This window comes from Pseudomonas veronii (genome assembly GCF_001439695.1).
Classification (GTDB): domain Bacteria; phylum Pseudomonadota; class Gammaproteobacteria; order Pseudomonadales; family Pseudomonadaceae; genus Aquipseudomonas; species Aquipseudomonas veronii.
In genome coordinates, this window is sequence record NZ_JYLL01000011.1 from 127,934 (window position 1) to 151,577 (window position 23,644).

At 62.0% G+C, this 23,644-nt stretch carries 27 protein-coding genes; 14 read left to right on the forward strand and 13 right to left on the reverse strand.

All coding sequences use genetic code 11. The features are described from left to right. Positions 1-100: 100 nt before the first annotated feature. Entirely contained in the window at positions 101-856 is a 756-nt protein-coding gene (locus TU80_RS33995; RefSeq protein ID WP_371918425.1) for a methyl-accepting chemotaxis protein, read from the forward strand. A 6-nt stretch (positions 857-862) separates the two neighbouring features. Here TU80_RS33995 and trhP read toward each other — a convergent pair whose 3' ends face one another. Beyond that, on the reverse strand, positions 863-2,185 hold the full coding sequence (gene trhP, locus TU80_RS15925; RefSeq protein WP_046384037.1) for a prephenate-dependent tRNA uridine(34) hydroxylase TrhP: 1,323 nt from the start codon (positions 2,183-2,185) through the stop codon (positions 863-865). Positions 2,186-2,344: 159 nt separating this feature from the next. Between trhP and TU80_RS15930 the strand changes: the two genes are divergently transcribed. Next, positions 2,345-3,412 carry an AI-2E family transporter gene (locus TU80_RS15930; protein ID WP_017847019.1) on the forward strand — a complete coding sequence of 356 codons (1,068 nt, stop codon included), beginning with the start codon at positions 2,345-2,347 and terminating at the stop codon, positions 3,410-3,412. 3 nt (positions 3,413-3,415) lie between these two features. Here TU80_RS15930 and TU80_RS33080 read toward each other — a convergent pair whose 3' ends face one another. The 3 genes from TU80_RS33080 to TU80_RS15945 all read right to left on the reverse strand — a co-directional run bounded on the left by TU80_RS33080 (position 3,416) and on the right by TU80_RS15945 (position 4,474). After that, on the reverse strand, positions 3,416-3,589 hold the full coding sequence (locus TU80_RS33080) for a hypothetical protein (RefSeq protein ID WP_017847020.1): 174 nt from the start codon (positions 3,587-3,589) through the stop codon (positions 3,416-3,418). Between the two features lie 91 nt (positions 3,590-3,680). Beyond that, positions 3,681-3,875, reverse strand: coding sequence for a hypothetical protein (locus TU80_RS15940; protein ID WP_017847021.1), 195 nt, complete (start codon positions 3,873-3,875; stop codon positions 3,681-3,683). A gap of 245 nt (positions 3,876-4,120) precedes the next feature. Further along, positions 4,121-4,474: a hypothetical protein gene (locus tag TU80_RS15945; protein ID WP_046384035.1), complete on the reverse strand. Its 354-nt coding sequence runs from the start codon at positions 4,472-4,474 to the stop codon at positions 4,121-4,123. 156 nt (positions 4,475-4,630) lie between these two features. On the opposite strand from TU80_RS15945, the gene TU80_RS15950 reads away from it, so the two are divergent. Beyond that, entirely contained in the window at positions 4,631-5,449 is an 819-nt protein-coding gene (locus TU80_RS15950) for a shikimate 5-dehydrogenase (protein WP_046384034.1), read from the forward strand. Positions 5,450-5,509: 60 nt separating this feature from the next. On the opposite strand, the gene TU80_RS15955 is transcribed toward TU80_RS15950, so the two are convergent. Beyond that, positions 5,510-6,160: a YceH family protein gene (locus TU80_RS15955; protein WP_046384033.1), complete on the reverse strand. Its 651-nt coding sequence runs from the start codon at positions 6,158-6,160 to the stop codon at positions 5,510-5,512. Positions 6,161-6,276: 116 nt separating this feature from the next. Between TU80_RS15955 and TU80_RS15960 the strand changes: the two genes are divergently transcribed. Then, the gene (locus tag TU80_RS15960; RefSeq protein ID WP_017847025.1) at positions 6,277-6,786 is read left to right on the forward strand and encodes a DUF1993 domain-containing protein; all 510 of its coding nucleotides are present in this window, start codon (positions 6,277-6,279) and stop codon (positions 6,784-6,786) included. 83 nt (positions 6,787-6,869) lie between these two features. On the opposite strand, the gene sstT is transcribed toward TU80_RS15960, so the two are convergent. Continuing rightward, a complete protein-coding gene (gene sstT, locus TU80_RS15965) occupies positions 6,870-8,090 on the reverse strand; it encodes a serine/threonine transporter SstT (protein WP_057004901.1) in 1,221 nt (406 codons plus the stop codon). A 230-nt stretch (positions 8,091-8,320) separates the two neighbouring features. Here sstT and TU80_RS15970 point away from each other — a divergent pair, with 230 nt between their 5' ends. Further along, positions 8,321-9,475: an MFS transporter gene (locus tag TU80_RS15970; protein ID WP_046483161.1), complete on the forward strand. Its 1,155-nt coding sequence runs from the start codon at positions 8,321-8,323 to the stop codon at positions 9,473-9,475. A gap of 4 nt (positions 9,476-9,479) precedes the next feature. Here the strand turns inward: TU80_RS15970 and nhaR are convergent, their stop codons facing one another. Then, the gene (gene nhaR, locus TU80_RS15975) at positions 9,480-10,382 is read right to left on the reverse strand and encodes a transcriptional activator NhaR (protein WP_017847030.1); all 903 of its coding nucleotides are present in this window, start codon (positions 10,380-10,382) and stop codon (positions 9,480-9,482) included. A 134-nt stretch (positions 10,383-10,516) separates the two neighbouring features. Here nhaR and TU80_RS15980 point away from each other — a divergent pair, with 134 nt between their 5' ends. The 4 genes from TU80_RS15980 to mnmH all read left to right on the forward strand — a co-directional run bounded on the left by TU80_RS15980 (position 10,517) and on the right by mnmH (position 13,780). Next, a complete protein-coding gene (locus tag TU80_RS15980) occupies positions 10,517-10,768 on the forward strand; it encodes a hypothetical protein (RefSeq protein WP_017847031.1) in 252 nt (83 codons plus the stop codon). Positions 10,769-10,796: 28 nt separating this feature from the next. Then, positions 10,797-11,546 carry a TerC family protein gene (locus TU80_RS15985; protein WP_057004902.1) on the forward strand — a complete coding sequence of 250 codons (750 nt, stop codon included), beginning with the start codon at positions 10,797-10,799 and terminating at the stop codon, positions 11,544-11,546. Positions 11,547-11,642: 96 nt separating this feature from the next. Further along, positions 11,643-12,677 (forward strand): selenide, water dikinase SelD, encoded by a 1,035-nt coding sequence (gene selD, locus TU80_RS15990; RefSeq protein WP_057004903.1) that lies wholly within the window; start codon positions 11,643-11,645, stop codon positions 12,675-12,677. Continuing rightward, a complete protein-coding gene (gene mnmH, locus TU80_RS15995) occupies positions 12,677-13,780 on the forward strand; it encodes a tRNA 2-selenouridine(34) synthase MnmH (RefSeq protein ID WP_017847034.1) in 1,104 nt (367 codons plus the stop codon). The genes selD and mnmH overlap by 1 nt, the downstream gene beginning before the upstream one ends. A 38-nt stretch (positions 13,781-13,818) precedes the next feature. Here mnmH and TU80_RS16000 read toward each other — a convergent pair whose 3' ends face one another. Continuing rightward, positions 13,819-14,874 carry a permease gene (locus TU80_RS16000; protein WP_026140034.1) on the reverse strand — a complete coding sequence of 352 codons (1,056 nt, stop codon included), beginning with the start codon at positions 14,872-14,874 and terminating at the stop codon, positions 13,819-13,821. Between the two features lie 58 nt (positions 14,875-14,932). Beyond that, the gene (locus tag TU80_RS16005; protein ID WP_046384028.1) at positions 14,933-15,634 is read right to left on the reverse strand and encodes a hypothetical protein; all 702 of its coding nucleotides are present in this window, start codon (positions 15,632-15,634) and stop codon (positions 14,933-14,935) included. A gap of 248 nt (positions 15,635-15,882) precedes the next feature. Here TU80_RS16005 and TU80_RS16010 point away from each other — a divergent pair, with 248 nt between their 5' ends. The 3 genes from TU80_RS16010 (at position 15,883) to hemB (ending at position 18,519) form a co-directional block, all read left to right on the forward strand. Continuing rightward, positions 15,883-16,581: a glutathione S-transferase N-terminal domain-containing protein gene (locus TU80_RS16010; RefSeq protein ID WP_017847037.1), complete on the forward strand. Its 699-nt coding sequence runs from the start codon at positions 15,883-15,885 to the stop codon at positions 16,579-16,581. Between the two features lie 4 nt (positions 16,582-16,585). After that, complete coding sequence (locus TU80_RS16015; RefSeq protein ID WP_057004904.1) at positions 16,586-17,428, forward strand: PhzF family phenazine biosynthesis protein; 843 nt, start codon at positions 16,586-16,588, stop codon at positions 17,426-17,428. A gap of 116 nt (positions 17,429-17,544) precedes the next feature. Continuing rightward, the gene (hemB, locus tag TU80_RS16020; RefSeq protein ID WP_017847039.1) at positions 17,545-18,519 is read left to right on the forward strand and encodes a porphobilinogen synthase; all 975 of its coding nucleotides are present in this window, start codon (positions 17,545-17,547) and stop codon (positions 18,517-18,519) included. Between the two features lie 55 nt (positions 18,520-18,574). Here hemB and TU80_RS16025 read toward each other — a convergent pair whose 3' ends face one another. Then, on the reverse strand, positions 18,575-19,189 hold the full coding sequence (locus tag TU80_RS16025; RefSeq protein ID WP_046384025.1) for a LysE family translocator: 615 nt from the start codon (positions 19,187-19,189) through the stop codon (positions 18,575-18,577). A gap of 144 nt (positions 19,190-19,333) precedes the next feature. Here TU80_RS16025 and TU80_RS16030 point away from each other — a divergent pair, with 144 nt between their 5' ends. Both TU80_RS16030 and TU80_RS16035 read left to right on the forward strand, forming a co-directional pair. Then, positions 19,334-20,419 carry a DUF1615 domain-containing protein gene (locus tag TU80_RS16030; RefSeq protein ID WP_057004905.1) on the forward strand — a complete coding sequence of 362 codons (1,086 nt, stop codon included), beginning with the start codon at positions 19,334-19,336 and terminating at the stop codon, positions 20,417-20,419. 126 nt (positions 20,420-20,545) lie between these two features. Further along, positions 20,546-20,962 (forward strand): PaaI family thioesterase, encoded by a 417-nt coding sequence (locus tag TU80_RS16035; RefSeq protein ID WP_017847042.1) that lies wholly within the window; start codon positions 20,546-20,548, stop codon positions 20,960-20,962. A 59-nt stretch (positions 20,963-21,021) separates the two neighbouring features. Here the strand turns inward: TU80_RS16035 and TU80_RS16040 are convergent, their stop codons facing one another. From TU80_RS16040 to TU80_RS16050, 3 genes are read right to left on the reverse strand one after another with little or no spacing between them, the layout of a single operon-like run. Next, positions 21,022-22,203, reverse strand: a complete 1,182-nt coding sequence (locus tag TU80_RS16040; protein ID WP_046384023.1) for an acetyl-CoA C-acetyltransferase — start codon at positions 22,201-22,203, stop codon at positions 21,022-21,024. Positions 22,204-22,214: 11 nt separating this feature from the next. After that, a complete protein-coding gene (locus TU80_RS16045; protein WP_010566045.1) occupies positions 22,215-22,874 on the reverse strand; it encodes a CoA transferase subunit B in 660 nt (219 codons plus the stop codon). A 36-nt stretch (positions 22,875-22,910) separates the two neighbouring features. Further along, on the reverse strand, positions 22,911-23,609 hold the full coding sequence (locus tag TU80_RS16050) for a CoA transferase subunit A (protein WP_017847044.1): 699 nt from the start codon (positions 23,607-23,609) through the stop codon (positions 22,911-22,913). Positions 23,610-23,644 lie beyond the last annotated feature (35 nt).

Here is a 23,644-nt window from a genome sequence, read left to right on the forward strand (position 1 = left end):
AAAGATCCACGGTTTGGTGCGCCAGATCACCGAAATGACCGCGCAACTCACCGGGCTGGTGGGCCAGGTGTCCGACCAGGCGCAGCGTTCGGAGCAGGCCATGGAGCGTCAGCGTCACGAGACCGACCAGGTGGCCACCGCGATCAATCAAATGTCTTCCGCCGCCCAGGAGGTTGCGCGCAGTGCCCAAGGCGCTTCCGTGGCTGCGCAACAGACCGACGCCGAGGGCCAGGCTGCCAAGCGCGTGGTGGACGGCAGCATCGCGCAGATCCATGCGTTGGTGAACGATATCCGCAGCAGCGGCGTGTCCCTCGACAGCTTGCAGCAGGATGTGTCGTCGATTGTCAGCGTGCTCGGCGTTATCCGCTCGATTGCCGAGCAGACCAACCTGTTGGCCCTTAACGCCGCGATCGAAGCGGCGCGGGCGGGGGAGGCCGGTCGCGGCTTTGCCGTGGTCGCCGACGAAGTGCGTGCCCTGGCCAGTCGTACCCAGACCAGCACCCAGGAAATCCAGGGCATGATCGATCGCCTGCAAAAAGGCACGGTCGCCGCCGTGGAGGCCATGCGCCGCTCCAGCGATGCCGGGGACGGCACCTCGGCCCAAGCCAACGAAGCCGGGGCGTCGCTGGACACCATGGCGCAGTTGATCGGCACCATCAACTCGATGAACGCGCAAATTGCCAGCGCCGCCGAAGAACAGACCGCGGTCGCCGAAGAGATCAACCGCAGCGTGCATCAGATTGCCGTGGCGGTCGACAGCGTGGCCGATGAAACCCAGTTGGGCGCCCAGACGTCGCGCAGCCTGGCCGACCTCGGCCAGCGCTTGGGCCAACTGGTGGCTCAGTTCAGGATCTGAACGGGGTTACTCGACGTCGCGCATCAACAGGCCGAAACGCAGATCCATCTGCGCCGGCAAGGGCACATACACCGTGTGCCCATCCCCCGGCGCCACCTCGATGGCTTCGCCCTTGGCGTTGTGCAGGGTGGCCAGGTCGAAGTGAAAGTTGCCGGCGGGGGTCATCAGTTCCAGGTGATTGCCCACCGCAAAGCGGTTCTTCACCTTGACCTCCGCCAGCTCGCCCCGGCGCTCGCCGGTCAATTCGCCGACGAACTGCTGACGTTCCGACACCGAACTGCCGTTCTGGTAGTTCTGGTACTCGTCGTGTACATGGCGACGCAGGAAACCTTCGGTGTAGCCGCGTTGGGCCAGTGACTCCAGGTTGGTCATCAGGTTGCGGTCAAATTCGCGACCGGCCACGGCGTCATCGATGGCCTGGCGATACACCTGGGTGGTGCGCGCGCAGTAGAAGTGGGACTTGGTGCGGCCTTCGATCTTCAACGAATGCACGCCCATGCGGGTCAGGCGCTCCACATGCTGCACCGCGCGCAGGTCCTTGGCGTTCATGATGTAGGTGCCGTGCTCGTCTTCGAAGGCGGGCATCTGTTCATCCGGGCGGTTGGCCTCCTGCAACAGGAACACCTGATCGGTCGGCGCGCCAATGCCCAGTGTGGGTTCCGGCTGATATTCCTGGACGATATCGCCGGTGGCGTTTTCCACCGCCGGCGTGGCCTGGTATTTCCAGCGGCAGGCGTTGGTGCAGGTGCCTTGGTTGGCGTCGCGCTTGTTCATATAGCCGGAGAGCAGGCAGCGCCCGGAATAGGCCATGCACAACGCGCCATGGACAAACACTTCCAGCTCCATGGCCGGCACTTGCTCGCGGATTTCGCCGATCTCTTCCAAGGACAATTCCCGCGACAGGATCACCCGGCAGATGCCCTGCTGTTGCCAGAATTCCACACTGGCCCAGTTCACGGTATTGGCCTGCACCGACAAGTGGATGGGCATCATCGGGAAGTGGCGACGCACCAGCATGATCAGCCCGGGGTCGGACATGATCAACGCATCCGGGCCCATTGCGATCACCGGGGCCAGGTCCTTGAGGAAGGTCTTCAGCTTGGCGTTGTGCGGCGCGATGTTGACCACCACGTAGAAACGCTTGCCCAGTGCATGGGCTTCCTCGATGCCCAGGGCCAGGTTGGCGTGGTCGAATTCGTTGTTGCGCACGCGCAGGCTGTAGCGCGGCTGGCCGGCGTATACCGCATCGGCGCCGTAGGCGAAGGCGTAGCGCATGTTTTTCAGGGTGCCGGCGGGGGCGAGCAGTTCGGGTGCAAGGACGAGAGACATGGGGAGTGGGCCCAAAAGGCCGCGAGCGTAGCCGAACGCGTGCAGGGATTTATTGATCCAGGTCTACGCTTGCTGCAACAAAAAAGGCACTCCCGGGATTTGCGACGGACTAAGCACGTGGACGCAAGCGCGCGCCCGGCTTTTTGACCTGGATCGGACATGAATCAAACCAATCTGCAATTCAAGACTCTGCTGTTACTGCTGGCCCTGGTGACCGTTGCCTTTATCTGGATATTGCTGCCGTTTTACGGCGCGGTGTTCTGGGCGGTCATCCTGGGCATCATCTTTGCCCCGATGCAGCGGCGCCTGCAGGTGAAATCAGGCTGGAACCGCAACCTGACCTCCCTGGCCACCCTGACGGTGTGCCTGGTGATTGCGATTCTGCCGGTGATCATCACCAGCGCCTTGCTGGTGCAGGAGGGGGCCACGCTGTACAAAAATGTCGAAAGCGGCAAGCTGGACGTGGCCGGGTATATCGAACAGTTCAAGAACTTCCTGCCACCTTATTTTCAGCACCTTCTGGACCGCTTCGGCATGGGCAACCTGGAAAGCCTGCGCGAGAAAATCGTCAAGAGTGCGATGCAGGGCAGCCAGTTCTTCGCCAGTCAGGCGTTCAGCTTTGGCCAGGGCACGTTCGATTTCCTGGTGAGTTTTTTCATCATGCTGTATCTGCTGTTTTTCCTGCTGCGTGACGGCCCGGAGCTGGTGCGAAAAGTCCGCACGGCGGTGCCGCTGGCCGAGCCGCAAAAGCGCCGCCTGCAACTCAAGTTCAACCGCGTGGTGCGCGCCACGGTCAAGGGCAACGTGTTGGTTGCCGTGACCCAAGGCGCGTTGGGCGGTTTGATCTTCTGGTTTCTGGACATTCCCAGCGCGTTGCTCTGGGCGGTGCTGATGGCGTTTTTGTCGCTGCTGCCGGCGGTGGGCGCGGGGATCGTGTGGGGGCCGGTGGCGGCGTACTTCCTGCTGAGTGGGGCGATCTGGCAAGGCGTGGTGCTGAGCCTGTTTGGTGTGTTCGTCATCGGCCTGGTGGATAACGTGCTGCGCCCGATCCTGGTGGGCAAGGACACCAAGATGCCGGACTACCTGATTCTGATCTCGACCCTGGGCGGCCTGTCGGTGTTCGGCCTCAACGGCTTTGTGATCGGGCCGCTGGTGGCGGCGTTGTTCATGTCCAGCTGGGCGTTGTTTGTCGAAAGCAAGCCGCGGCTCAAGTTGCCGTTGCCCTAGGCCTCAGGCGCGCAGCCTGAAGGTTGCCGCTTGTTGCTCGGCAGCCGATAACGACGTGAGCGGGCCGCTGACGGGTTCGCCATCGTGCATCAGGTACCAGCAGGCGAGTACACCCAGCTTGCGCAGGGGGGCAGGAACGGCGCTGCCGATGACGGACATGATCTGAATAGTGGGCATATGAACCTCCAATCGCTATGGGGGTCACCTTACGGGGTGCCAGCGTCGAGGAAAAATCACCCGGCTTGATAGTCGACATCAACGCCAGGCGTCACTCCACCACTTGATCGAGCATGTGTACCACTTCTTGCTCATTGAGCAGGCCTTTGCGCACCAGGCTTTCGGTCAGCAGTGCGAGGAATTTTGCGCTGCGGTGGCCTTCCAGGTGCTTGAGTTCGGTCAGTGCGCTGTAGACCTTGCTGGACGTACAGAGTCCGGCTACGTGGTGTGGGTTTTGCGTGGGCATGGTCAGCCGTCCTTGTTGTTATCGGGTTCAGAGGTGGGATAGTGAAAGTGAGTCGTGACACAAACATGACAGCGCGAGACCCGGTCGGGCAAGTAGACTTTCGGCTTCGATGATGTGGGATTACGACTCGGCCATTGTCCTTATAACGACCTTGGTACGATCAATCCGCGCGAGGTGCGATAAAACGCCATGCAAAAAAAGGCCCCGCGGGTGGGCGAGGCCGGTTCAGGCAGATCGGTTCAAGCTTACCAACCGCGACCATAGTAGCCGTGGGGGTGGCCGTAATAGCCACGCGGTGGCCCGTAATACACCGGCGCCGGGCGGTAATAGACTTCTTGTTGCACATACACCGGCGGCGGTGGTGCGTAGTACACAGGCGGCGGTGCGGCGTAAACCGGTTGCGGTTGCACATACACCGGCTGCTGCACATAGACTTCACGGGGTTGGCTGGCAACCACGGAGCCTACGACGGCGGCGCCGACTAACGCACCCAAGACGGCCGGACCACCCCATCCACCACCGTGGGCGGAGGCTTGGCCTGCCATAGCGAGTGCACCGATAAGCAAGGCGATCTTGGGGATTTTACGAATCATGGTCATTCCTCGGTTAGCCCCTGCGCTTGTGGCCTGCAATCAATTGGCTCAAGTAATGTCGCGGGGATACTTTTAAGACAACGTATTTCTGAAAAACAGCACGGCCGATTGGTAAAGATTGTGTAAGGTCTGTACCGATTTGCTTACTTCAAGGAGTTACCCATGCAGATGCACCCCAACAAGGATACCCAACTGTGCATGTCACTGTCGGCGCGTCCCGGGAATTTCGGCCTGCGATTTCATAACCATTTGTATGAACAACTGGGTCTGAATTTCTACTATAAAGCCTTCAGCAGCCAGGATTTAGCCGGCGCGATCGGCGGTATCCGGGCGTTGGGGATTCGCGGTTGCGGGGTGTCGATGCCGTTCAAGGAGGCCAGTATTGCCCTGGTGGACGAACTGGACAGTTCGGTCAAAGCCATCGCGTCCCTGAACACCATCGTCAACACGGCCGGCCATCTCAAGGCCTACAACACCGACTACATCGCCATCGCGCAACTGTTGAAAAAGCATGCAGTGCCGACAGATTCGACCTTTGCCCTGCGCGGCAGCGGCGGCATGGCCAAAGCCGTGGCCAGCGCCCTGCGCGACGGCGGGTATGCCAATGGCGTGATCGTGGCGCGTAACGAAGCGGCGGGCAGGGCGCTGGCGCAGAGCCTGGGTTATCAATGGCAGGCGCAATTGGGCGATCTGCGCCCGCAGATGTTGATCAACGTCACGCCGATCGGCATGACCGGCGGGGCCGAGGCCGATCAGTTGGCTTTCGAGGCTGACGCGGTGGACCAGGCGCAGACTGTGTTCGATGTGGTGGCGATCCCGGCGGAAACACCGTTGATCGTGCGCGCACGTGCCCAAGGCAAGCGCGTGATCACCGGGCTGGAAGTGATCGCGATCCAGGCGCTGGAGCAGTTTGTGTTGTACACCGGGGTGCGGCCGACCCAGGAGCAGTTCGAAAGCGCCGTCGCGTTTGCGCGAGGCTGAACAGCGCGGCCAATCACCTGTAGGAGCAGGCAAGCCGGCTCCTACAGGGGGTTGAGCGTGTCAGGCCTGTTCCAGCTGTGCCAGCCGTTCTTCGAGCGCGGCAATCCGCGCTTCCAGCTCTTCGATGCGCTCGACTGAGACCCCGCCGGCCCCGCGTTCCACCGGGTTGCCGCGCGCCGCGATAATCGCCTCGATATCCGCCGGGTCGCCCAGCGCGTGGGTATAGCGATCCTCGCGTTGCCCCGCCTGGCGCGGCACCAGCACGGCCAGCCCCCGCGCAATCAGGCGTTCCAACTGGTGTACGACCTGGTCGGCGTCTTCGAAGTCATGCATGCGCCCGCTGCGGGTCAGCAGTTCGTTGACCGTCTGCGGCCCACGCAGAAACAGCAGCCCGGTCAGGATCACCTGGGCCGGCACCAATTCCAGGGCCTTGTCGACCCGGTGTTCCCAGCGGTCGGCGCGGCTGCCCATGACCAGGCGGGTGAAACCCTGGCCTTCCAGCACGCGCAGGCTTTGGCCGACCTGGCCTTGACTGAGGTTCATCACCGGCTCGCGGCTGGTCTTCTGGTTGCACGCCAGCACCAGCGCGTTGAGGGTCAGGGGGTAGGTTTCCGGGTTGGTCGCCTGTTTTTCGATCAGGCAGCCTAGGATGCGGATTTCCGTGCTGTTCAGGCGCGGCTCAGGGGTGTCGATATCGTGTTCAGCGGTCATCGCGCTTTCCCTATGCAGTGAACGCACTAGCCTAATCCCGAAAAAATAAAAGACAAGCGGCCGGCATGGCTATAATCGCAGCTGGTTCCAACCCAGCCCTTACCGATGAGACTGTCATGACTATTTCCCTGTACGCCGCTTCCGTCCCAGTCTTCAAGCAAATGCTCACCGCCCTGAGCGGTGTGCTGGACAAAGCCGAAGCCCACGCCACCGCGAAGAACATCGAACCCAACGCCTTGCTGCAAGCGCGCCTGTTCCCGGACATGTTCCAACTGGTGCGCCAGGTGCAGATCGCCGTCGACTTCGCCAAGGGCGTTTCCGCGCGCCTGGCCGAGATCGAAGTGCCGAAATACGAAGACAACGAAGTGACCTTCGCCGACCTGCAAGCGCTGATCGCCAAGGTCCTGGCGTTTATGGACAGCATCAAGCCCGAGCAAATCGACGGCAAAGAAGGCATCGAGATCATCACTCGCCCAGGCACGCCGAAAGAGAAGCGCTTCAGCGGCCAGTCCTACCTGCTGACCTACGGCCTGCCGCAGTTCTTCTTCCACGTCACCACCGCCTACGCGCTGTTGCGTCACAACGGTGTGGAAGTGGGCAAGCGTGATTACATGGGCGCTTTCTGAATAACCGTGTACTGAGCGCATAAAATAAAAAAGCCCGGGGTCGTTCCGCTGTGAACGGCCCCGGGCTTTTTTGCGAGCGCTGTTTAAACCGGCTGCTCTTCCTTGCCCAGGCACGCCGCCGCAGTAAACAGCACATCGGTGGACGAGTTGAGCGCGGTTTCCGCCGAGTCCTGCAACACACCGATGATGAAACCTACGGCCACCACCTGCATGGCGATATCGCTGGAGATGCCGAACAGGCTGCACGCCAGCGGGATCAGCAGTAGCGAACCGCCGGCCACGCCCGACGCACCGCACGCGCAAATGGCGGCGACCACGCTGAGCAGCACGGCGGTGGGCAGGTCTACGATGATGCCCAGGGTGTGTACGGCGGCCAGGGTCAACACGGTGATGGTGATCGCCGCACCCGCCATGTTGATGGTGGCGCCCAGCGGGATCGACACCGAGTAGGTGTCTTCATGCAGGCCCAGGCGTTTGCTCAACGCCAGGTTCACCGGAATGTTCGCCGCCGAACTGCGGGTGAAGAATGCCGTGATGCCGCTTTCGCGCAGGCACATCAATACCAGTGGGTAGGGGTTGCGGCGCAGTTTCCAGAATACGATGGCCGGGTTGATCACCAGCGCCACGAACAGCATACAGCCGATCAGCACCACCAACAGGTGGGCGTAACCGAGCAGGGCGCCGAAGCCGGAGGTGGCCAGGGTCGAGGCCACCAGGCCGAAAATCCCCAGGGGCGCGAAGCGGATCACCACGCGCACGATCAAGGTCACGCCGTTGGACAGGTCATCGAGCACCGTGCGGGTGGTTTCGCCGGCATGGCGAATCGCGATGCCCATGCCGATGGCCCAGGCCAGAATGCCGATAAAGTTGGCGTTCATCAGCGCGCTCACCGGGTTGTCCACCACGCTCAGCAACAGGCTCTGCAACACCTCGACGATGCCGCCGGGGGCGCTCACGGTGGCGTCGTGGGTGGCGAGCACCAGCGGCGAGGGAAACAGCGTGCTGGCGATCACTGCAACCACGGCGGCCGCGAAGGTGCCCAGCAGGTAGAGGAACAGGATCGGCTTGATGTGGGTTTCCTGGCCGTGTTTGTGGTTGGCGATCGACGCCATCACCAGCACGAACACCAGGATCGGCGCCACGGCCTTCAGCGCGGTGACAAACACTTTGCCAATGAAACCGGTGGCCCTGGCGGCGTCGGGCAACACGAAGGCCAGCAGAATACCGGCGATCAGGCCGATGACGATTTGCGTGACCAGGCTGACGCGCGTGAGTCGTTGGAAAAGGGAAGGGGCAGCAGTCATAAACGGTTGTCTCTGGTTTTTTTAGTAGGACGCAGCATTGCAGGTGGAGCGCGCTGTAGGAAGCGGGCGCGGAGTCTATCATGCTGTAGGAAATGTCCCTGTTGATGCGGCATTCCGTCACCCATTTGCGGCCAATTCGCACAGATCCTGTTAATATCGCCGTCTCTCATCTTTCCTCTTCGTCAGCGGGCCTCCGGGCTTTCGTTGATGTTGTCGTTTCTGGAGTTTTCATGCTGTTTCCCATCCTGCTGCTGTCGGCCGCCGGTTTTACCGTGCTGACCACAGAATTCATTATCGTCGGCCTGTTGCCGTCGATTGCCCGGGACCTGAACGTCAGCGTGTCCCAGGCCGGCCTGCTGGTGACCCTGTTTGCGTTCACCGTGGCGGCGTTCGGCCCGTTTCTCACGGCCTACTGCGCGCGGTTCCAGCGCAAGCGCCTGTTCATCACGATTTTGATCATGTTCGCCGTGGCCAATGGCGTGGCGGCGCTGGCGCCGAATATCTGGGTGATGTCCCTCGCGCGCTTGATTCCGGCGTTGGGTTTGCCGGTGTTCTGGGCGCTGGCCAGTGAAACGGCGGTGGACATCGTCGGCCCGGCATACGCCGGTCGCGCCATCGAGAAGATCGGCTTCGGGATCGTCTGCGCCACCGTCTTCGGCATTCCGGTGGGCACGTTGATTTCCGATATGTTCGGCTGGCGCAGCGCGTTTGCGGTCCTCGCGGTGATTGCCTTGGCCAAGGCGCTGCTGCTGTTTGTCTACCTGCCGGTGACACAGGCGAAGAACGCGCAGGTGACGTTGCGCTCGCAATTCAAGCTGCTGCGCAGCCCGTTGATGCAGGGGCATATCCTGCTGTCGATCCTGGTCTTCAGCGGCATGTTCACCGCCTACACCTACCTGGCCGACATCCTTGAGCGCCTGGCCGGCTTCGACGGCACGCTGGTCGGCTGGTGCCTGATGGGCTTTGGCGCGGTCGGGTTGATCGGCAACTCCCTGGGCGGCCGTGCGGTGGATCGCCACCCCTTGATTGCGTCGATGGTGTTCTGCGGGTTCATGATCGGCGGCATGGTCGCGTTGGTGCCGGCGATTCACTCCACCATCGGCCTGGCGGCGGCGATGGCCGTGTGGGGCGTGACCCAGGCGGCGATGTTCCTGGTCAGCCATGTGCGGCTGATGAAGGCTGCGCCGCATGCGCCGGCGTTTGCCGCGTCGCTGAATATTGCCGGTGGAAACCTCGGTATCGGTCTCGGCGCCTTGGTCGGTGGGCATGTGATCGACACCCTCGGCCTGGCCAGCCTGGGCCTGGCTGCGTCCGGGTTCATCCTGGTGTCGATGCTGCTGGCGCTGTGGCTGATGAGCGCCAAACCGCTGCCGACTGGCGCTTGAACCCTCAGGGCAGGGCGGTGAACAGTTCTCGCCTGGCGCCTTCGGTAATCGCCACGATGCCGGGGTGCTTGACCTTGCGTTCCACCGAAATCGCATAGAACGATTCGGTCACTGCCTCGGTCTGGCCAATCAGCGCGACGCCGTACTGGCGCACCACCTCATCGGCGATCACGCTGGGGGCGATAAAGATCCCGCTGCCGGATTGGCCGAATGCCTGCATCAAGGCACTGTCGTCGAACTCGCCGATGATCTTCGGTTGGATCTGTTGCTCGGCAAACCAGCGCAGCAAGCGGCTGCGCACCACGGTCTCCGCCCCCGGAATCAATAGCGGCGCGCCCTGTAAACACTGTGGGAAAACGCCGCGGTGTCGGTCAGCCAGTGCTTGGGTAGCGAAAAAACTGATGCCGCATTCGCCCAACTTCTGGCTGTAGCCTTTGATGTCCAGATGCGTGGGCATGGGGCTGTCGGAAATCACCAGGTCGAGGCGCTGGATCGCCAGGTCGGCGAGCAGGCGTTCGAGTTTGTCTTCGCGGCAGGTGATGCGGATCGGCTCGCTGAGCTCCATGGTCGGCGCGATCAGCCGGTAGACGATGGATTTGGGCACCACATCCGCCACCCCGACCCGAAACAGAATCTGCTGCTCATTCGGCTGGGCGCGCAACATCGCCTCCAACTCGTTGCCGGTCTGGAACATCTGCTCGGCATAGGGCAACGCCTGGCGCCCGGCTTCGGTCAGCTCGAGCTGACGGCCGACCCGCTGAAACAGGGCGATACCGAAGGTTTGCTCGAGCAGACTGATCTGCCCGCTGATGGTCTGGGGGGTGAGGTTCAGTTGCTCACAGGCGCGCACGATGCTGCCGGTCTTGGCCACCACCCAGAAGTAATGCAATTGTCGGTAATTGAGCATGCCGGCCTACACTTCGTTAAAACCGAAGTATACGCGAGAAAAATACGAATTTTCCTGAAGTGTTCCCCTGCATAGAATGCATCGCTATCGAGGGGCCACTATTTGGACCCAATGGTTCTAATGAGGAAAACATCATGAAACTCAATTCTCTGGGCGCGGCATCGTTGCTTGCGCTTTCATTAGTAGTGGTCAGCGGTTGTGATCAGGTCGAAAAAAGCGCACAGCAGGTGATGGGCAAGGCCAGCGAATCGGCCAAGCAAGTGATCGATGACACCCACAAGGCCGCCGAGCAGGCATTGAGTGAAGCGACCCAAGGCCTGATCAGTCCGCAGAAAAAAGACGATCAGCCGCAAAACGAGTCTGAATCGACGCGTAAAGAAGCCTAATTTCCCAGCACAACGTCAGGATTGATCTATGGACTACCTTGTACAACTGGCCGCCAGCCCCACCGCCTGGGTCGCACTGGCGACCTTGATCGTGATGGAAATCGTGCTGGGCATCGATAACCTGATCTTTATCTCGATCCTCACCAACAAATTGCCCGAGCAGCACCGGGCCAAGGCGCGGCGCATCGGCATCAGCATGGCGTTGGTGTTGCGCCTGGGCCTGTTGAGCACCATTGCGTTCATCGTGCAGTTGACCACGCCGGTGTTTGAGATCCTCGGCCAGGCGTTTTCGTGGAAGGACATGATCCTCATCGCCGGCGGCCTGTTCCTGGTCTGGAAGGCAACCACCGAGATCCATCAAAGCATGGACCCGGAGCCTGAAGAGAAGGCCAGCAGCGGCAATGTCGTGTCCATCGGCTTTGCTGCGGCCATCGGCCAGATCCTGATGCTCGACCTGGTGTTCTCCATCGACAGCATCATCACCGCCGTGGGCATGACCGAGCATTTGCCGATCATGATCGTTGCCGTGGTGACCTCGGTCATCGTGATGCTGGTGGCGGCTGAACCGCTGGCCAAGTTCATCCACGACAACCCGACCGTGGTGATGCTGGCCCTGGGCTTCCTGATCATGATCGGCATGACCCTGATCGCCGAAGGCTTCGGTGCCCATGTGCCAAAAGGCTACGTGTATGCGGCCATGGCGTTCTCGGCGGCGATCGAGTGCTTGAACATCGCCCGGCGCAACCGCCACAAGCGGTTGCTGGCCGCCCGCCAGTAATCGCAGCAACCCAAAAAGGCCGGCTGTGCTCGTAAGAGCCCCGCCGGCTTTTTGCCGTCTGTTAGAATCCGCGCACTTGATAGCTTGAGGTCCACCATGAACGAGCCGATTCGCCTTACCCAGTACAGCCATGGCGCGGGGTGTGGCTGCAAGATTTCGCCCCAGGTATTGGAAGTGATCCTCGCCGGCAGCGGCGCACAGAACCTTGACCCCAACCTGTGGGTGGGCAACGCCTCGCGGGACGATGCGGCGGTGTACGCCATCGACGACGAGCGCGGCGTGGTCTCCACCACTGATTTTTTCATGCCGATTGTCGATGACCCGTTCGACTTCGGCCGGATCGCCGCCACCAACGCGATCAGCGACATCTACGCCATGGGCGGCGACCCGTTGATGGCCATCGCCATTCTGGGCTGGCCGGTGAATGTCCTGGCGCCTGAGGTTGCCCGCGAAGTGATCCGTGGCGGCCGCTCCGTGTGCGACGAGGCTGGCATTCCCCTGGCCGGTGGCCACTCCATCGATGCGCCGGAGCCCATCTTCGGCCTGGCCGTGACCGGCATCGTGCAAAAGCGCCATATGAAGCGCAACGACACCGCCACCGTCGGCTGCCGTTTGTACCTGACCAAGCCCCTGGGCATCGGCATCCTGACCACTGCCGAAAAGAAGGGCAAATTGCGCGAGGCGGATATCGGCCTGGCTCGTGACTGGATGTGTACCCTCAACAAGCCTGGCAGCCGCTTCGGCAAACTGGCCGGCGTCACGGCAATGACCGACGTCACCGGCTTCGGGCTTTTGGGCCACTTGGTGGAAATGGCTGACGGCAGCGGCGTGACGGCACGCATCGAATACGACAAAGTCCCACGCCTGCCCGGGATCGAGGACTACCTGGACCAGGGCTGCATGCCGGGCGGCACCTTGCGCAACTTCGACAGCTACGCGAGCAAGCTCGGGCGCCTGCAGGAGCTGCACAAGCGCGTGCTGTGTGACCCGCAGACCAGCGGCGGCCTGCTGATCGCCGTTACGCCCGCGGGCGACGCCGAGTTTCACGCGGTCGCCAGCGAACTGGGCCTGACCCTTGAGCCCATCGGTGAATTGGTTGAGCGACAGACCCACGCGGTAGAGGTGTTTTGATGGCGACTGACATCACCGACTACCGCGACATCTTCCTCAACGACCGGCCGATGATGGATACCCGCGCGCCGGTCGAGTTCGCCAAGGGCGCGTTCCCGGGCGTGGTCAACCTGCCACTGATGACCGATGACGAGCGTCAGCGGGTCGGCACTTGCTACAAACAGCAGGGCCAGCAAGCGGCTATCGTGCTCGGGCACGAACTGGTGTCCGGGGCGATCAAGGCCGGGCGTATCGAGCAATGGGCGCGGTTCGCCCAGGCCAATCCCGATGGCTACCTGTACTGTTTTCGTGGCGGGCTGCGCTCGCAGATCGTGCAGCAATGGCTGAAAACCGAAGCCGGTATCGAGTACCCCCGCGTCGGCGGCGGCTACAAAGCCATGCGTGGTTTTTTGCTGGAGACCGTCGAACAGGCGGTCGCCGAGTGTGATTTCGTGTTGCTGGGCGGCATGACCGGCACTGGCAAGACCGAAGTGCTCGGCCAACTGCGCAACGCCCTGGACCTGGAGGGCCACGCCAACCATCGCGGTTCCAGCTTCGGCAAGCGGGCCACAGTGCAACCGTCCAACATCGACTTCGAGAACCGCCTGGCGGTGGACCTGCTGAAAAAACGCGCGGGCGGCGTCGAGCAGTTTGTGGTCGAGGATGAGAGCCGCATGATCGGCAGTTGTGCGCTGCCGTTGCCGTTGCACAAGGGCATGCAGACCTTTGCGATGGTGTGGCTGGAAGACACTGTCGAAGGCCGGGTCGAACGTATCCTGCGCGATTACGTGGTCGACCTTTGCGCTGAATTCATCGCGGTATTTGGCGAAACCGGCTACGTCCTGTTTGGCGAGCGCCTGACCCAGAGCCTGGCCAATATCCACAAGCGCCTGGGCGGCGAGCGTTTCCAGCGGTTGCAGGCGATTCTGCAGGACGCCCTGGCGGAACAGACCCGCAGCGGCGCTGTGGACCTGCACCGGGTGTGGATCGAAGGGTTGCTGCGCGAGTACTACGACCCGATGTACGCCTTCCAGCGTGAAAGCAAAGGCGCGCGCATCGAGTTTGTCGGGGAGCAGGCAGCGGTGGTGGAATATTTGCGCGAGCGTGGTGCGTTGCGAGGTTGATGCCTGCCTGCAATAAGGCCCTCAACCCCGCCTGCCACTTACAGAATCGCCGCTCCAATCAAGCCGCAGACCACGCCTACCAGCATGGTCAAGCCGGCCACGGTGACCAGCACCCGCGCGTCGAAATCCTTGCGCAACATCAGCAGCGAAGGCAGGCTCACGCTCGGCAGGGTCATCAACAGGGCCACGGCCGGGCCGCTGCCCATGCCCAGCGTCATCATGGTTTGTACGATAGGAATCTCCGCGGCGGTCGGAATCACGAACAGCGTGCCGACAATCGCCAGCGGCACCAGCCACAGCAGGCTGTCGGCCATCGCCCCATCCACATGGGGAAACAGCCAGACCCGCGCCGCGCCCAACACCAGCACTGCCAGGATATACACCGGGATCGTGCTCCAGAACAGTTGCCACAGGGTGCGCAACCAGCGGCTGAAAAACGGTTGCGACTCGATCACGCTGGCCTCGGCCACCGCGCCCAGCGCCGCTTCCGGCACTTGTTCCGGGCGCGCGATGCGCTGGGCCACCAGGGACACGCCCACCACCAGCACAATCCCCGCCACCAGCCTTAACGCCGTGAAGCCCCAGCCCAGCACAAACCCCATGAATACCAGGGTGGCCGGGTTCAGCACCGGGTTGGCGATCCAGAACGCCAGCGCCGCGCCCACCGACACTTGCTGCCGGCGCATGCCTGCCGCCACCGGTGCCGCGCAGCAACTGCACATCATTCCGGGCAGCGCGAACAGCCCGCCGCGCAGGGTCGAACCCAGCCCGGCACGCCCGAACAGGCGCAGCAGCCAGTCGCGGGGGATCAACACTTGCAGCAACGAGCCCAAGATCACCGCCAAAACGGCGGCTTTCCAGATCGCCAGGAAATACACCTGGGCGTAGGCCAGCGCCGCGGCCAGTGGCGAGGTTTGCTGGTCATTGAGAATCGACGCGCCGATGCTGTGGTTGTCGGCGGCGACGAACGCCTTGAAGTAGTAGGGCGACCACTTCACGTAGTAGAGGCCGATGCAGGCGACCAGCAGGAACAGCGCTGGTTTCCACCAGAACGACCAGCCCCGGTTGGGCTGGGTGGAGACGAGGTTGGACATGGTGTTGATCCGCAGATGAGTCAATAGCCGCGCATCATACGCCTCTATTGCTCAGGCTTCAGAGGTCTGCGCTGACCTGCGTCGCCGGTGGGCAGGTTTGTTCGCCGTTGTTCAGGCCCTGCTTGTAGTTGCGGCTCAGCAGCGAGGCCTTGCCGTTATGCCAGGTGAGCGTCAACACATACAACGTGTCGTAGTCATTGCCGGACCAGTCTTGGGTGATGGTGTGCTTTTCGCCCACCGCTTCGCTGGCCACCTTGTTGATCAATTCCGGCAGATAGCCGTGGGACCAGGCGGTGTAGATGATGGCGTTGTGGTACTTGTTTTCCACCAGTTCGTCGGCGAGGGCGCTGGTGTCATTCGCCGAAAACTTGATGTTCACCGGCAAGCCGAGCTTGATCGCGCTGGGGCTGATGGTCATCAGTGGGCGAATGTAGCTGTAGGAATTATCTTTTTCGCCTTCCTCGACATTGCGCGTCGGGTTGGCGGCGAAGACGAAGTTGGCCTTGCCGAACTTTTCCGGCAGCACGGTGGCCAGGTTCATCGCACGGTTCAGGCCCTGGCAATTGAGTTGGCCCAGGCCGCCGACGGGTTTTTCGCCGTGGCGCAGGAACACCAGGGTTTGCACGCCGTCCACCGATTCGGCGCGGCTGATGCGCGATTGCAGGGTCAGGTCGAGGGCGCCGCCGACCAGCAACAGCGGTAATATGATGTATGAATATCGTTTGAGGCGTTGCGCAAGGCACAGAGGCTTTATTGTCATTGGGCTCGAGTCTTCAGTGCATCGGATTAAGGCGGACAAGCCCGGCCCCAGTGACACACGCGGCGTCCTGCGGGTTCCGTGTCTTATTAACAGGGTGCCTCCATTCACCGTTCAGCGCACTTAAGAGTCCACTCGGCCACTTTGGTTCGCTCGTGGGGGAGAGTAGCGAGGGCATGTTGCGCAATGATGACCCATGCAGGATGCCGGACAGATGATTATCATGGGGGTTTCCGCCGAGGGATATCCCGATGAATTCACTCGCCGCTTTCCCGATCAACCGCAAATGGCCCGCCCAGCATCCGGAACGCCTGCAACTGTATTCGCTGCCCACGCCCAACGGGGTAAAAGTCTCGATCATGCTCGAAGAGCTGGGCCTGCCCTACGAGGCGCACAAAGTCAGCTTCGAGACCCAGGACCAGCTGTCGCCCGAGTTCCTGTCGCTGAACCCCAACAACAAGATTCCCGCGATCATCGACCCTAACGGCCCCGGCGGTCAGCCGTTGGCGCTGTTCGAGTCCGGTGCGATCCTGCTGTACCTGGCGGAAAAAACCAGCCAGTTGCTTTCCGAAGACCCGGCGACACGTTATGAAACCATTCAGTGGCTGATGTTCCAGATGTCCGGCATCGGCCCGATGTTTGGCCAGGTGGGGTTCTTCAACAAGTTCGCCGGCAAGGCCTACGAAGACAAGCGCCCGCGTGACCGCTACGTCGCCGAGTCGCGGCGCTTGCTGGAAGTCTTGGAAAAACGCCTGCTGGGCCGCACCTGGATCATGGGCGACGACTACAGCATCGCGGACATCGCGACGTTTCCGTGGATCCGTAACCTGATCGGTTTCTACGAATCCGGTGACTTGGTCGGCATCGCCGATTTCCCCAATGTGCTGCGCGCGCTGGACGGCTTTGTCGCACGTCCGGCAGTGATCCGTGGCCTGAACATTCCGAGCTGAGCCCATGCCGACTTTCGATTTCAAACAACTGGATGTCTTCAGCAGTGTGTCGCTCAAAGGCAACCCGCTGGCAGTAGTGCTGGGGGCCGACAGCCTCAGCGAGCAACAGATGGCCGACTTCGCCAAATGGACCAACCTCAGCGAAACCACGTTTTTACTCACGCCCCGCGATCCACGGGCTGACTACCGGGTAAGAATCTTCACCACCTTGCAGGAGCTACCGTTCGCCGGGCACCCGACGCTGGGCAGTTGCCATGCATGGTTGCAGGCGGGGGGCATTGCGCGAGGGGAGGAAATTATCCAGGAGTGCGAAATCGGCCTGGTGCGTATCCGTCGCCAAGGCGATGAGCTGGCGTTCATCGCGCCGCCGTTGTTGCGCTCGGGCCCGCTGGAGGCGGCGTTGCTGGAGCGCGTGCGGCTGGGGTTGGGCCTGGCGCCGGAGGCTATTGTGCGCAGTCAGTGGGTGGACAACGGCGCAGGTTGGCTGGCGGTGATGCTGGCCGACCGCCAGGCGGTGCTCGATCTGCAGCCCGATTACTCGCAGTTGCTCGGTCTGGCGGTGGGCGTGATTGCCCCCTGCGATCCCGAACGCGACGCTGTAGACACGCACTTTGAAGTGCGCGCGTTCATCGCCGGCGACGGGTCCCCGGAAGACCCGGCCACCGGCAGCTTGAATGCCGGGGTGGCCCAATGGTTGTTGGGCGAAGGCCTGGCACCGAACTGTTACGTGGTCAGCCAGGGCACGGCCATGGGGCGCGCGGGGCGTATCCGCATCGAGCGCCAGGGCGATGAGATCTGGGTCGGCGGTGCTGTGGCGGTGTGCATCGAAGGGCGTCTACAGCTCTAGATCAATGCAATTGTTGTGGGCCTTGCCATAAACTATTGCCTGCCTGGCATTTGCGCTGCCGGGGTCGGGGGGCATACGCTTTCGCCCCAACGTTTTTAGCCTTATTCAGGACAGCCATGACCAGCCAGTTCCCTCAAGCCCGCCCACGCCGTCTGCGCCGCTCCCCGGAGTTGCGTAGCTTGTTCCAGGAAACCGAGTTCACCCTCAACGATCTGGTGCTGCCGATTTTCGTCGAAGAAGAAATCGACGACTTCGTACCGATCACCAGCATGCCGGGTGTGTTGCGCATCCCTGAGAAAAAGCTGGCCGGGGAAATCGAGCGCTATGCCCGCGCCGGGATCAAATCGGTGATGACCTTTGGCGTGTCCCACCACCTGGACGCCAGTGGCAGCGACACCTGGAAGGAGCGCGGCCTGGTCTCGCGCATGTCCTCGATCATCAAGGATGCCGTGCCGGAAATGATCGTGATGTCCGACACCTGTTTCTGCGAATACACCGATCATGGCCATTGCGGTGTGATGCATGGCGCCCATGTCGACAACGACGCGACCTTGGTCAACCTCGGCAAGCAAGCCGTGGCGGCGGCTCGTGCCGGTGCCGATGTGATCGCGCCGTCGGCGGCGATGGACGGCCAGGTTCAGGCGATTCGCCGGGCGTTGGATGACGCCGGTTTTACCCATATTCCGATCATGGCCTACTCCACCAAATTCGCTTCGGCCCTCTACGGCCCGTTCCGTGAAGCGGGTGGCAGCGCGCTCAAGGGAGACCGCAAAAGCTATCAGATGAACCCGATGAACCGCCGCGAAGCCGTGCGTGAATCGCTGCTGGACGAGCAGGAAGGCGCGGATGCGCTGATGGTCAAACCGGCCGGTGCCTACCTCGACATCATCCGCGACATCCGCGAAGCCTCGCGCCTGCCGGTGGCGGCGTATCAGGTCAGCGGCGAGTACGCGATGATCAAATTCGGTGCTCAGGCAGGCGCGATCGATGAGGACCGCGTGGTGCGGGAAACCCTGGGTTCGATCAAGCGCGCCGGCGCGGACCTGATCTTCACTTACTTCGCCATGGACCTGGCGCTGGCAGGGATCTAAAGCGCCCAACCTGTGGGGCGGGTAAGCCCGTCCCCACAGTGGGTTGCAGCGTTTTTCAGCGCTGTGCGAGCGCCAGGTTCAAGCCCAACCCCGCAAAGGCCGCCGCAAAACTGCGCCGCAGCCAGTTCTGTACCCGTGGTGACTCGATCACTGCGCGGCGAAACACATTGGCCAGCAGGCCATACACCACAAACACCGCAAACGTCATGGCCATGAACACGCCGCTCAGCACCAGCATTTGCAAGGCCGGCGCCGTGCTGGCCGGTGTGACGAACTGAGGCAGGAAGGCCAGGAAGAAAATCGTCAGCTTGGGGTTGAGAATATTCAGCAAAAAACCGCGCAGCATCAGGCCCCGGGCCGTGGTTGCCGTTGGTGTGTCATTCACCGCGAAGGCCGAACGATCGCGCCAAGTGGCGTAGGCCAGGTACAGCAAGTAGGCGGCTCCGGCGAATTTCAGCGCTTCGAATGCCAATGCGCTGGTGTGCAGCAGGGCGGAAAGGCCGAGTATGGATGCCAATAAGTGCGGGATGATCCCAGCGGTACAGCCCAGCGCGGCGAACACGCTGGCGCGCTTGCCGGCCATGAGCCCCGTGGACACGGTAAAGATCACGCCGGTGCCGGGAATCAGCACAACGATCAGGCAGGTGATGAGAAAGTTCATGCTGAGCATGGCATTCAAACTCCTTGTACGAATGGTCGGTGAAAGATCCTGTCATATTCGCATTGTGTTGGCGAGGGGGCCACAGGGCGAACCCGCGTTAGACTTATCGGTCGATATCTGCATCGCCCGGCCCATCGCCCCTCAAGGAAGCCCATGCACCTACGCCGCCTGATCCTGTGTCTCACGCCCTTGCTGGTGCTGGCCGGTTGCTCGACCGCACGTGGCCCGCAACAGCCGGAGCGCAGTGAAGCTGAGGTCAAGGCGCAGATCGTGCGTTTGCTGCCCGCCAAGGTCGCCGATCGCAACGGTTGGGCCCAGGATATCTACACCGCTTTCGACACCCAGCACATCTACCCGAGTACCGAAAACATCTGCGCCGTGCTGGCGGTGACTGAGCAAGAGTCCACTTACCAGGTCGACCCACCTGTGCCGAACATGGGCAAGATCGCCCAGGATGAAATCCTGCGCCGTGCCGGTAAGGTGCATGTGCCGGCGGTGTTGGTCCGCACGGCACTGCAACTGCGTTCGCCCACTGGTAAGTCCTACGCCGATCGCTTGAATGCCGCCCGCACGGAGAAAGACTTGAGCGGGATCTTCGATGACTTCATCAGCATGGTGCCCTTGGGCAATACGCTGTTTGGCGGCTTCAACCCGGTACACACCGCCGGCCCGATGCAAGTCAGCATCGACTTTGCGCAGAAGCAGGCGCGGGGTTATCCCTACACGGTAGACGGCACGATCCGTCGGGAAGTGTTCACGCGACGTGGCGGCATGTACTTTGGCATCGCCCATTTGCTTGGTTACCCAGTGAGTTATGACCGGCCGCTGTACCGGTTTGCCGACTTCAACGCCGGTTGGTACGCCAGCCGCAACGCCGCGTTCCAGGCCGCCGTCAGCCGCGTCTCAGGCACCGAGTTGGCGCTGGACGGGGATTTGATCCGCTACGGCTCGCTGCTGCCCGGCAGCACCGAATTGGCAGTGCGTTCCCTCGGCGCCCGGCTGGACATGCGCAACCCCAGCATCCGCAGTCAGCTGGAGCAGGGCGAACAGTTGGATTTTGAGCAGACCACGCTCTACACACGCGTGTTTGCCCTGGCCGACACGGCGGCCGGCAAACCGCTGCCGCGGGCGATCCTGCCGGGCATCGTGCTCAAGAGTCCGAAGATCACCCGCAACCTGACCACTGCCTGGTTCGCCCAGCGGGTGGATGAGCGTTATCAGCGCTGTATGAAGCGCTGAGGCCGGTCCTGAGCGGGGTTGGCGAATCAGCCCCAGGCATTGCAGAGGATATGTGCGGCTGATGGTAATGGTCGCCGTGTGGGGCCTGGGGTACACCTCATGCCTGACTCCAAGGAAGACTCCGCGATGATTGCTCACGCCGTGCCCGAAGGTTTTGTCTCACTGCCGCGCAGCAGCCCGCTGCTCGACTTGTTGGGCCCGGCGTATTGCCGGGGTGAAGGTCTGCAACTGGAAATCGGCCTGCGCGCCGACAACCGTCATGCCAATGGCCGCGGCACGGTGCATGGCGGGGTGTTGGCGACTCTGGCGGATATCGGCATGGGCTACGCGATGGCGTTTTCCAGTGAGCCGCCATTGCCGTTGATTACCGCGAGCATGACTGTCGATTACCTGGGCGCGGTGCAAGTGGGGGAGTGGATCGTGGTACGACTGGAGCATCACAAGCGTGGCCGGCAAATGGCGTTTGCCACGGTGAGTCTGCAGGTGGGGGAGAAAGTCGTGGCGCGGGCGAACGCGGTGTTTGCGGTGCCGCGTGCGGACTGACAGACGAAAAAAAGCCCGGTTTTTCGTGGAACCGGGCCTTTTCGTGTGTTGCTCTTGAATCAGCTGCGCTCAAGGGCCAGGGCTACGCCTTGGCCGCCACCGATGCACAGTGTCGCCAGGCCTTTTTTGGCGTCGCGCTTGATCATTTCGTGCAGCAGGGTCACCAGTATGCGGCAGCCTGATGCGCCGATCGGGTGGCCAATGGCAATCGCGCCGCCGTTGACGTTGACTTTGTCGGCGTCCCATTCCAGCTCTTTGGCCACCGCCAGGGATTGCGCGGCAAAGGCTTCGTTGGCTTCGACCAGGTCCAGGTCGCCGACGCTCCAGCCGGCTTTGTCCAGGCAGCGGCGGGTGGCCGCGACCGGGCCGATGCCCATGATGGCCGGGTCGACGCCGGCATTGGCGTAGCTGGCGATACGCGCCAGAACGGGCAGGCCAAGGGCCTTGGCCTTGTCGGCGCTCATCAGCAGCACCGCGGCGGCGCCGTCGTTGAGGCTGGACGCGTTGCCCGCAGTGACGCTGCCGTCTTTCTTGAACGCGGGTTTGAGTTTGGCCAACGACTCGGCGGTGGTGCCGGCGCGCGGTTGTTCATCCACGGCGAAGGCCACCGGGTCGCCCTTGCGCTGCGGGATCAGAATCGGCGTGATCTCATCGGCAAAGCGGCCGGCTTCGATGGCGGCGGCGGCTTTTTGCTGGGACGCGGCGGCGAAGGCGTCCTGGGCTTCACGGCTGATGCCGTACTTGTCCACCAGGTTCTCGGCGGTGATGCCCATGTGGTAGTCATTGAATGCATCCCACAGGCCGTCGGTGATCATGCTGTCGATCATCTTGGCGTGGCCCATGCGCAAACCGGTGCGCGCACCAGGTAATACGTAGGGGGCCAGGCTCATGTTCTCCATGCCGCCGGCGATGATCACGTCGGCATCGCCACAACGGATGGCCTGGGCGCCCAGGTGCAGGGCCTTGAGGCCCGAACCGCAGACCTTGTTCAAGGTCATCGCGGGTACGGCATGGGGCAAGCCGGCGAGGATCGACGCCTGGCGCGCCGGGTTCTGGCCTGAGCCTGCGGTGAGTACGTGGCCGAGGATCACTTCATCCACCTGGGCCGGGTCGAGGCCGGTCTGCTCCAGCAGGCGACGGATTACGGCAGCGCCCAACTCCGGTGCCGGGATGCTCGCGAGCGATCCTTGAAAACTGCCTACGGCGGTACGTGTGGCAGCAACAATCACAACGTCTTGCATGGAATGTGTCCTCACTGGAATTGCATTTCTGGAACGTGGTCGGGGACGATTAGTTTACCGGCTGTCTTGCTGACAATCTCTTCAATACTGACCCCTGGGGCACGCTCCTTTAGGATAAAGGCGCCGTTGTCGATTTCCAGGTATGCAAGGTCCGTCAGCACACGCTTGATGCAGTGGGCACCGGTCAGCGGCAGGGTGCATTGGCTGAGCAATTTGGACTCACCGTCCTTGGAGGCGTGGGTCATGATCACGATGATGTTTTCCGCGCCGGCCACCAGGTCCATGGCGCCGCCCATGCCCTTGACCAGCTTGCCCGGGATCATCCACGAGGCGATGTTGCCCTGTACGTCCACTTCAAACGCGCCGAGCACGGTGAGGTCGACATGGCCGCCGCGAATCATTGCGAAGGACTCGGCGGAGGAGAAGATCGAGGCGCCGATGCGCGCGGTCACGGTTTGTTTGCCGGCGTTGATCATGTCGGCATCGATGGTGTCTTCGGTGGGAAACGGGCCCATGCCGAGCAGGCCGTTTTCCGATTGCAGCATCACTTCCATGCCTTCCGGGATGTAGTTGGCCACCAGGGTCGGAATGCCGATGCCCAGGTTGACGTAGAAACCGTCCTGCATTTCGCGGGCGACGCGTTGAGCCATTTGTTCGCGGGTGAGAGCCATTGTGCTGTTCCTCTTGTTCTCTTCGGGCTGGAGGGATTATTTGCGGACGGTGCGCTGTTCGATGCGCTTCTCGAAGGTGCCGCAGATGATCCGGTCGACGTAGATGCCAGGGGTGTGGATCTGCGACGGTTCCAGCTCGCCCGGTTCGACGATTTCCTCGACTTCGACCACGGTGATCTTGCCGGCGGTGGCGGCCAGCGGGTTGAAGTTCTGGGCGGTGTGGCGGTAGATGACGTTGCCGAAGTGGTCGGCTTTCCAGCCTTTGACGATGGCGAAGTCACCGGTGATGGATTCTTCCATCAGGTACGGGCGACCGTTGAATTCGCGGGTTTCCTTGCCTTCGGCCACCGGGGTGCCGACGCCGGTGGCGGTGAAGAAGGCCGGAATGCCAGCACCGCCGGCGCGCATTTTTTCCGCCAGGGTGCCTTGGGGGGTGAGCACCACTTCGATTTCGCCGCTGAGCAGTTGCTTCTCGAACAGGGCGTTTTCGCCCACATAAGACGCGATCACTTTGCGGATCTGCTTTTGTTCCAGCAGCACGCCCAGGCCAAAGCCGTCGACGCCGCAGTTATTGGAAACCACGGTCAGGTCGCGGGTGCCTTTGCGCTTGATCTCGGCGATGAGGTTTTCCGGAATGCCGCACAGGCCAAAGCCGCCAGCGAGTACGGTCATGCCATCTTCCAGGCCTGCGAGGGCTTCTTCATAGGACGCCACGCGTTTATCGAAACCTGCCATATGCACCTCTTTTATTGTTAGTGGGCCAGCCAATG

Bases quoted from the DNA above. Each gene is read 5' to 3' on its own strand.
- TU80_RS33995 (WP_371918425.1), top strand. From the start codon at position 101: ATGGAGCGTCAGCGTCACGAGACCGACCAGGTGGCCACCGCGATCAAT.
- trhP (WP_046384037.1), bottom strand. From the start codon at position 2,185: ATGTCTCTCGTCCTTGCACCCGAACTGCTCGCCCCCGCCGGCACCCTG.
- TU80_RS15930 (WP_017847019.1), top strand. From the start codon at position 2,345: ATGAATCAAACCAATCTGCAATTCAAGACTCTGCTGTTACTGCTGGCC.
- TU80_RS33080 (WP_017847020.1), bottom strand. From the start codon at position 3,589: ATGCCCACTATTCAGATCATGTCCGTCATCGGCAGCGCCGTTCCTGCC.
- TU80_RS15940 (WP_017847021.1), bottom strand. From the start codon at position 3,875: ATGCCCACGCAAAACCCACACCACGTAGCCGGACTCTGTACGTCCAGC.
- TU80_RS15945 (WP_046384035.1), bottom strand. From the start codon at position 4,474: ATGACCATGATTCGTAAAATCCCCAAGATCGCCTTGCTTATCGGTGCA.
- TU80_RS15950 (WP_046384034.1), top strand. From the start codon at position 4,631: ATGCAGATGCACCCCAACAAGGATACCCAACTGTGCATGTCACTGTCG.
- TU80_RS15955 (WP_046384033.1), bottom strand. From the start codon at position 6,160: ATGACCGCTGAACACGATATCGACACCCCTGAGCCGCGCCTGAACAGC.
- TU80_RS15960 (WP_017847025.1), top strand. From the start codon at position 6,277: ATGACTATTTCCCTGTACGCCGCTTCCGTCCCAGTCTTCAAGCAAATG.
- sstT (WP_057004901.1), bottom strand. From the start codon at position 8,090: ATGACTGCTGCCCCTTCCCTTTTCCAACGACTCACGCGCGTCAGCCTG.
- TU80_RS15970 (WP_046483161.1), top strand. From the start codon at position 8,321: ATGCTGTTTCCCATCCTGCTGCTGTCGGCCGCCGGTTTTACCGTGCTG.
- nhaR (WP_017847030.1), bottom strand. From the start codon at position 10,382: ATGCTCAATTACCGACAATTGCATTACTTCTGGGTGGTGGCCAAGACC.
- TU80_RS15980 (WP_017847031.1), top strand. From the start codon at position 10,517: ATGAAACTCAATTCTCTGGGCGCGGCATCGTTGCTTGCGCTTTCATTA.
- TU80_RS15985 (WP_057004902.1), top strand. From the start codon at position 10,797: ATGGACTACCTTGTACAACTGGCCGCCAGCCCCACCGCCTGGGTCGCA.
- selD (WP_057004903.1), top strand. From the start codon at position 11,643: ATGAACGAGCCGATTCGCCTTACCCAGTACAGCCATGGCGCGGGGTGT.
- mnmH (WP_017847034.1), top strand. From the start codon at position 12,677: ATGGCGACTGACATCACCGACTACCGCGACATCTTCCTCAACGACCGG.
- TU80_RS16000 (WP_026140034.1), bottom strand. From the start codon at position 14,874: ATGTCCAACCTCGTCTCCACCCAGCCCAACCGGGGCTGGTCGTTCTGG.
- TU80_RS16005 (WP_046384028.1), bottom strand. From the start codon at position 15,634: ATGACAATAAAGCCTCTGTGCCTTGCGCAACGCCTCAAACGATATTCA.
- TU80_RS16010 (WP_017847037.1), top strand. From the start codon at position 15,883: ATGAATTCACTCGCCGCTTTCCCGATCAACCGCAAATGGCCCGCCCAG.
- TU80_RS16015 (WP_057004904.1), top strand. From the start codon at position 16,586: ATGCCGACTTTCGATTTCAAACAACTGGATGTCTTCAGCAGTGTGTCG.
- hemB (WP_017847039.1), top strand. From the start codon at position 17,545: ATGACCAGCCAGTTCCCTCAAGCCCGCCCACGCCGTCTGCGCCGCTCC.
- TU80_RS16025 (WP_046384025.1), bottom strand. From the start codon at position 19,189: ATGCTCAGCATGAACTTTCTCATCACCTGCCTGATCGTTGTGCTGATT.
- TU80_RS16030 (WP_057004905.1), top strand. From the start codon at position 19,334: ATGCACCTACGCCGCCTGATCCTGTGTCTCACGCCCTTGCTGGTGCTG.
- TU80_RS16035 (WP_017847042.1), top strand. From the start codon at position 20,546: ATGATTGCTCACGCCGTGCCCGAAGGTTTTGTCTCACTGCCGCGCAGC.
- TU80_RS16040 (WP_046384023.1), bottom strand. From the start codon at position 22,203: ATGCAAGACGTTGTGATTGTTGCTGCCACACGTACCGCCGTAGGCAGT.
- TU80_RS16045 (WP_010566045.1), bottom strand. From the start codon at position 22,874: ATGGCTCTCACCCGCGAACAAATGGCTCAACGCGTCGCCCGCGAAATG.
- TU80_RS16050 (WP_017847044.1), bottom strand. From the start codon at position 23,609: ATGGCAGGTTTCGATAAACGCGTGGCGTCCTATGAAGAAGCCCTCGCA.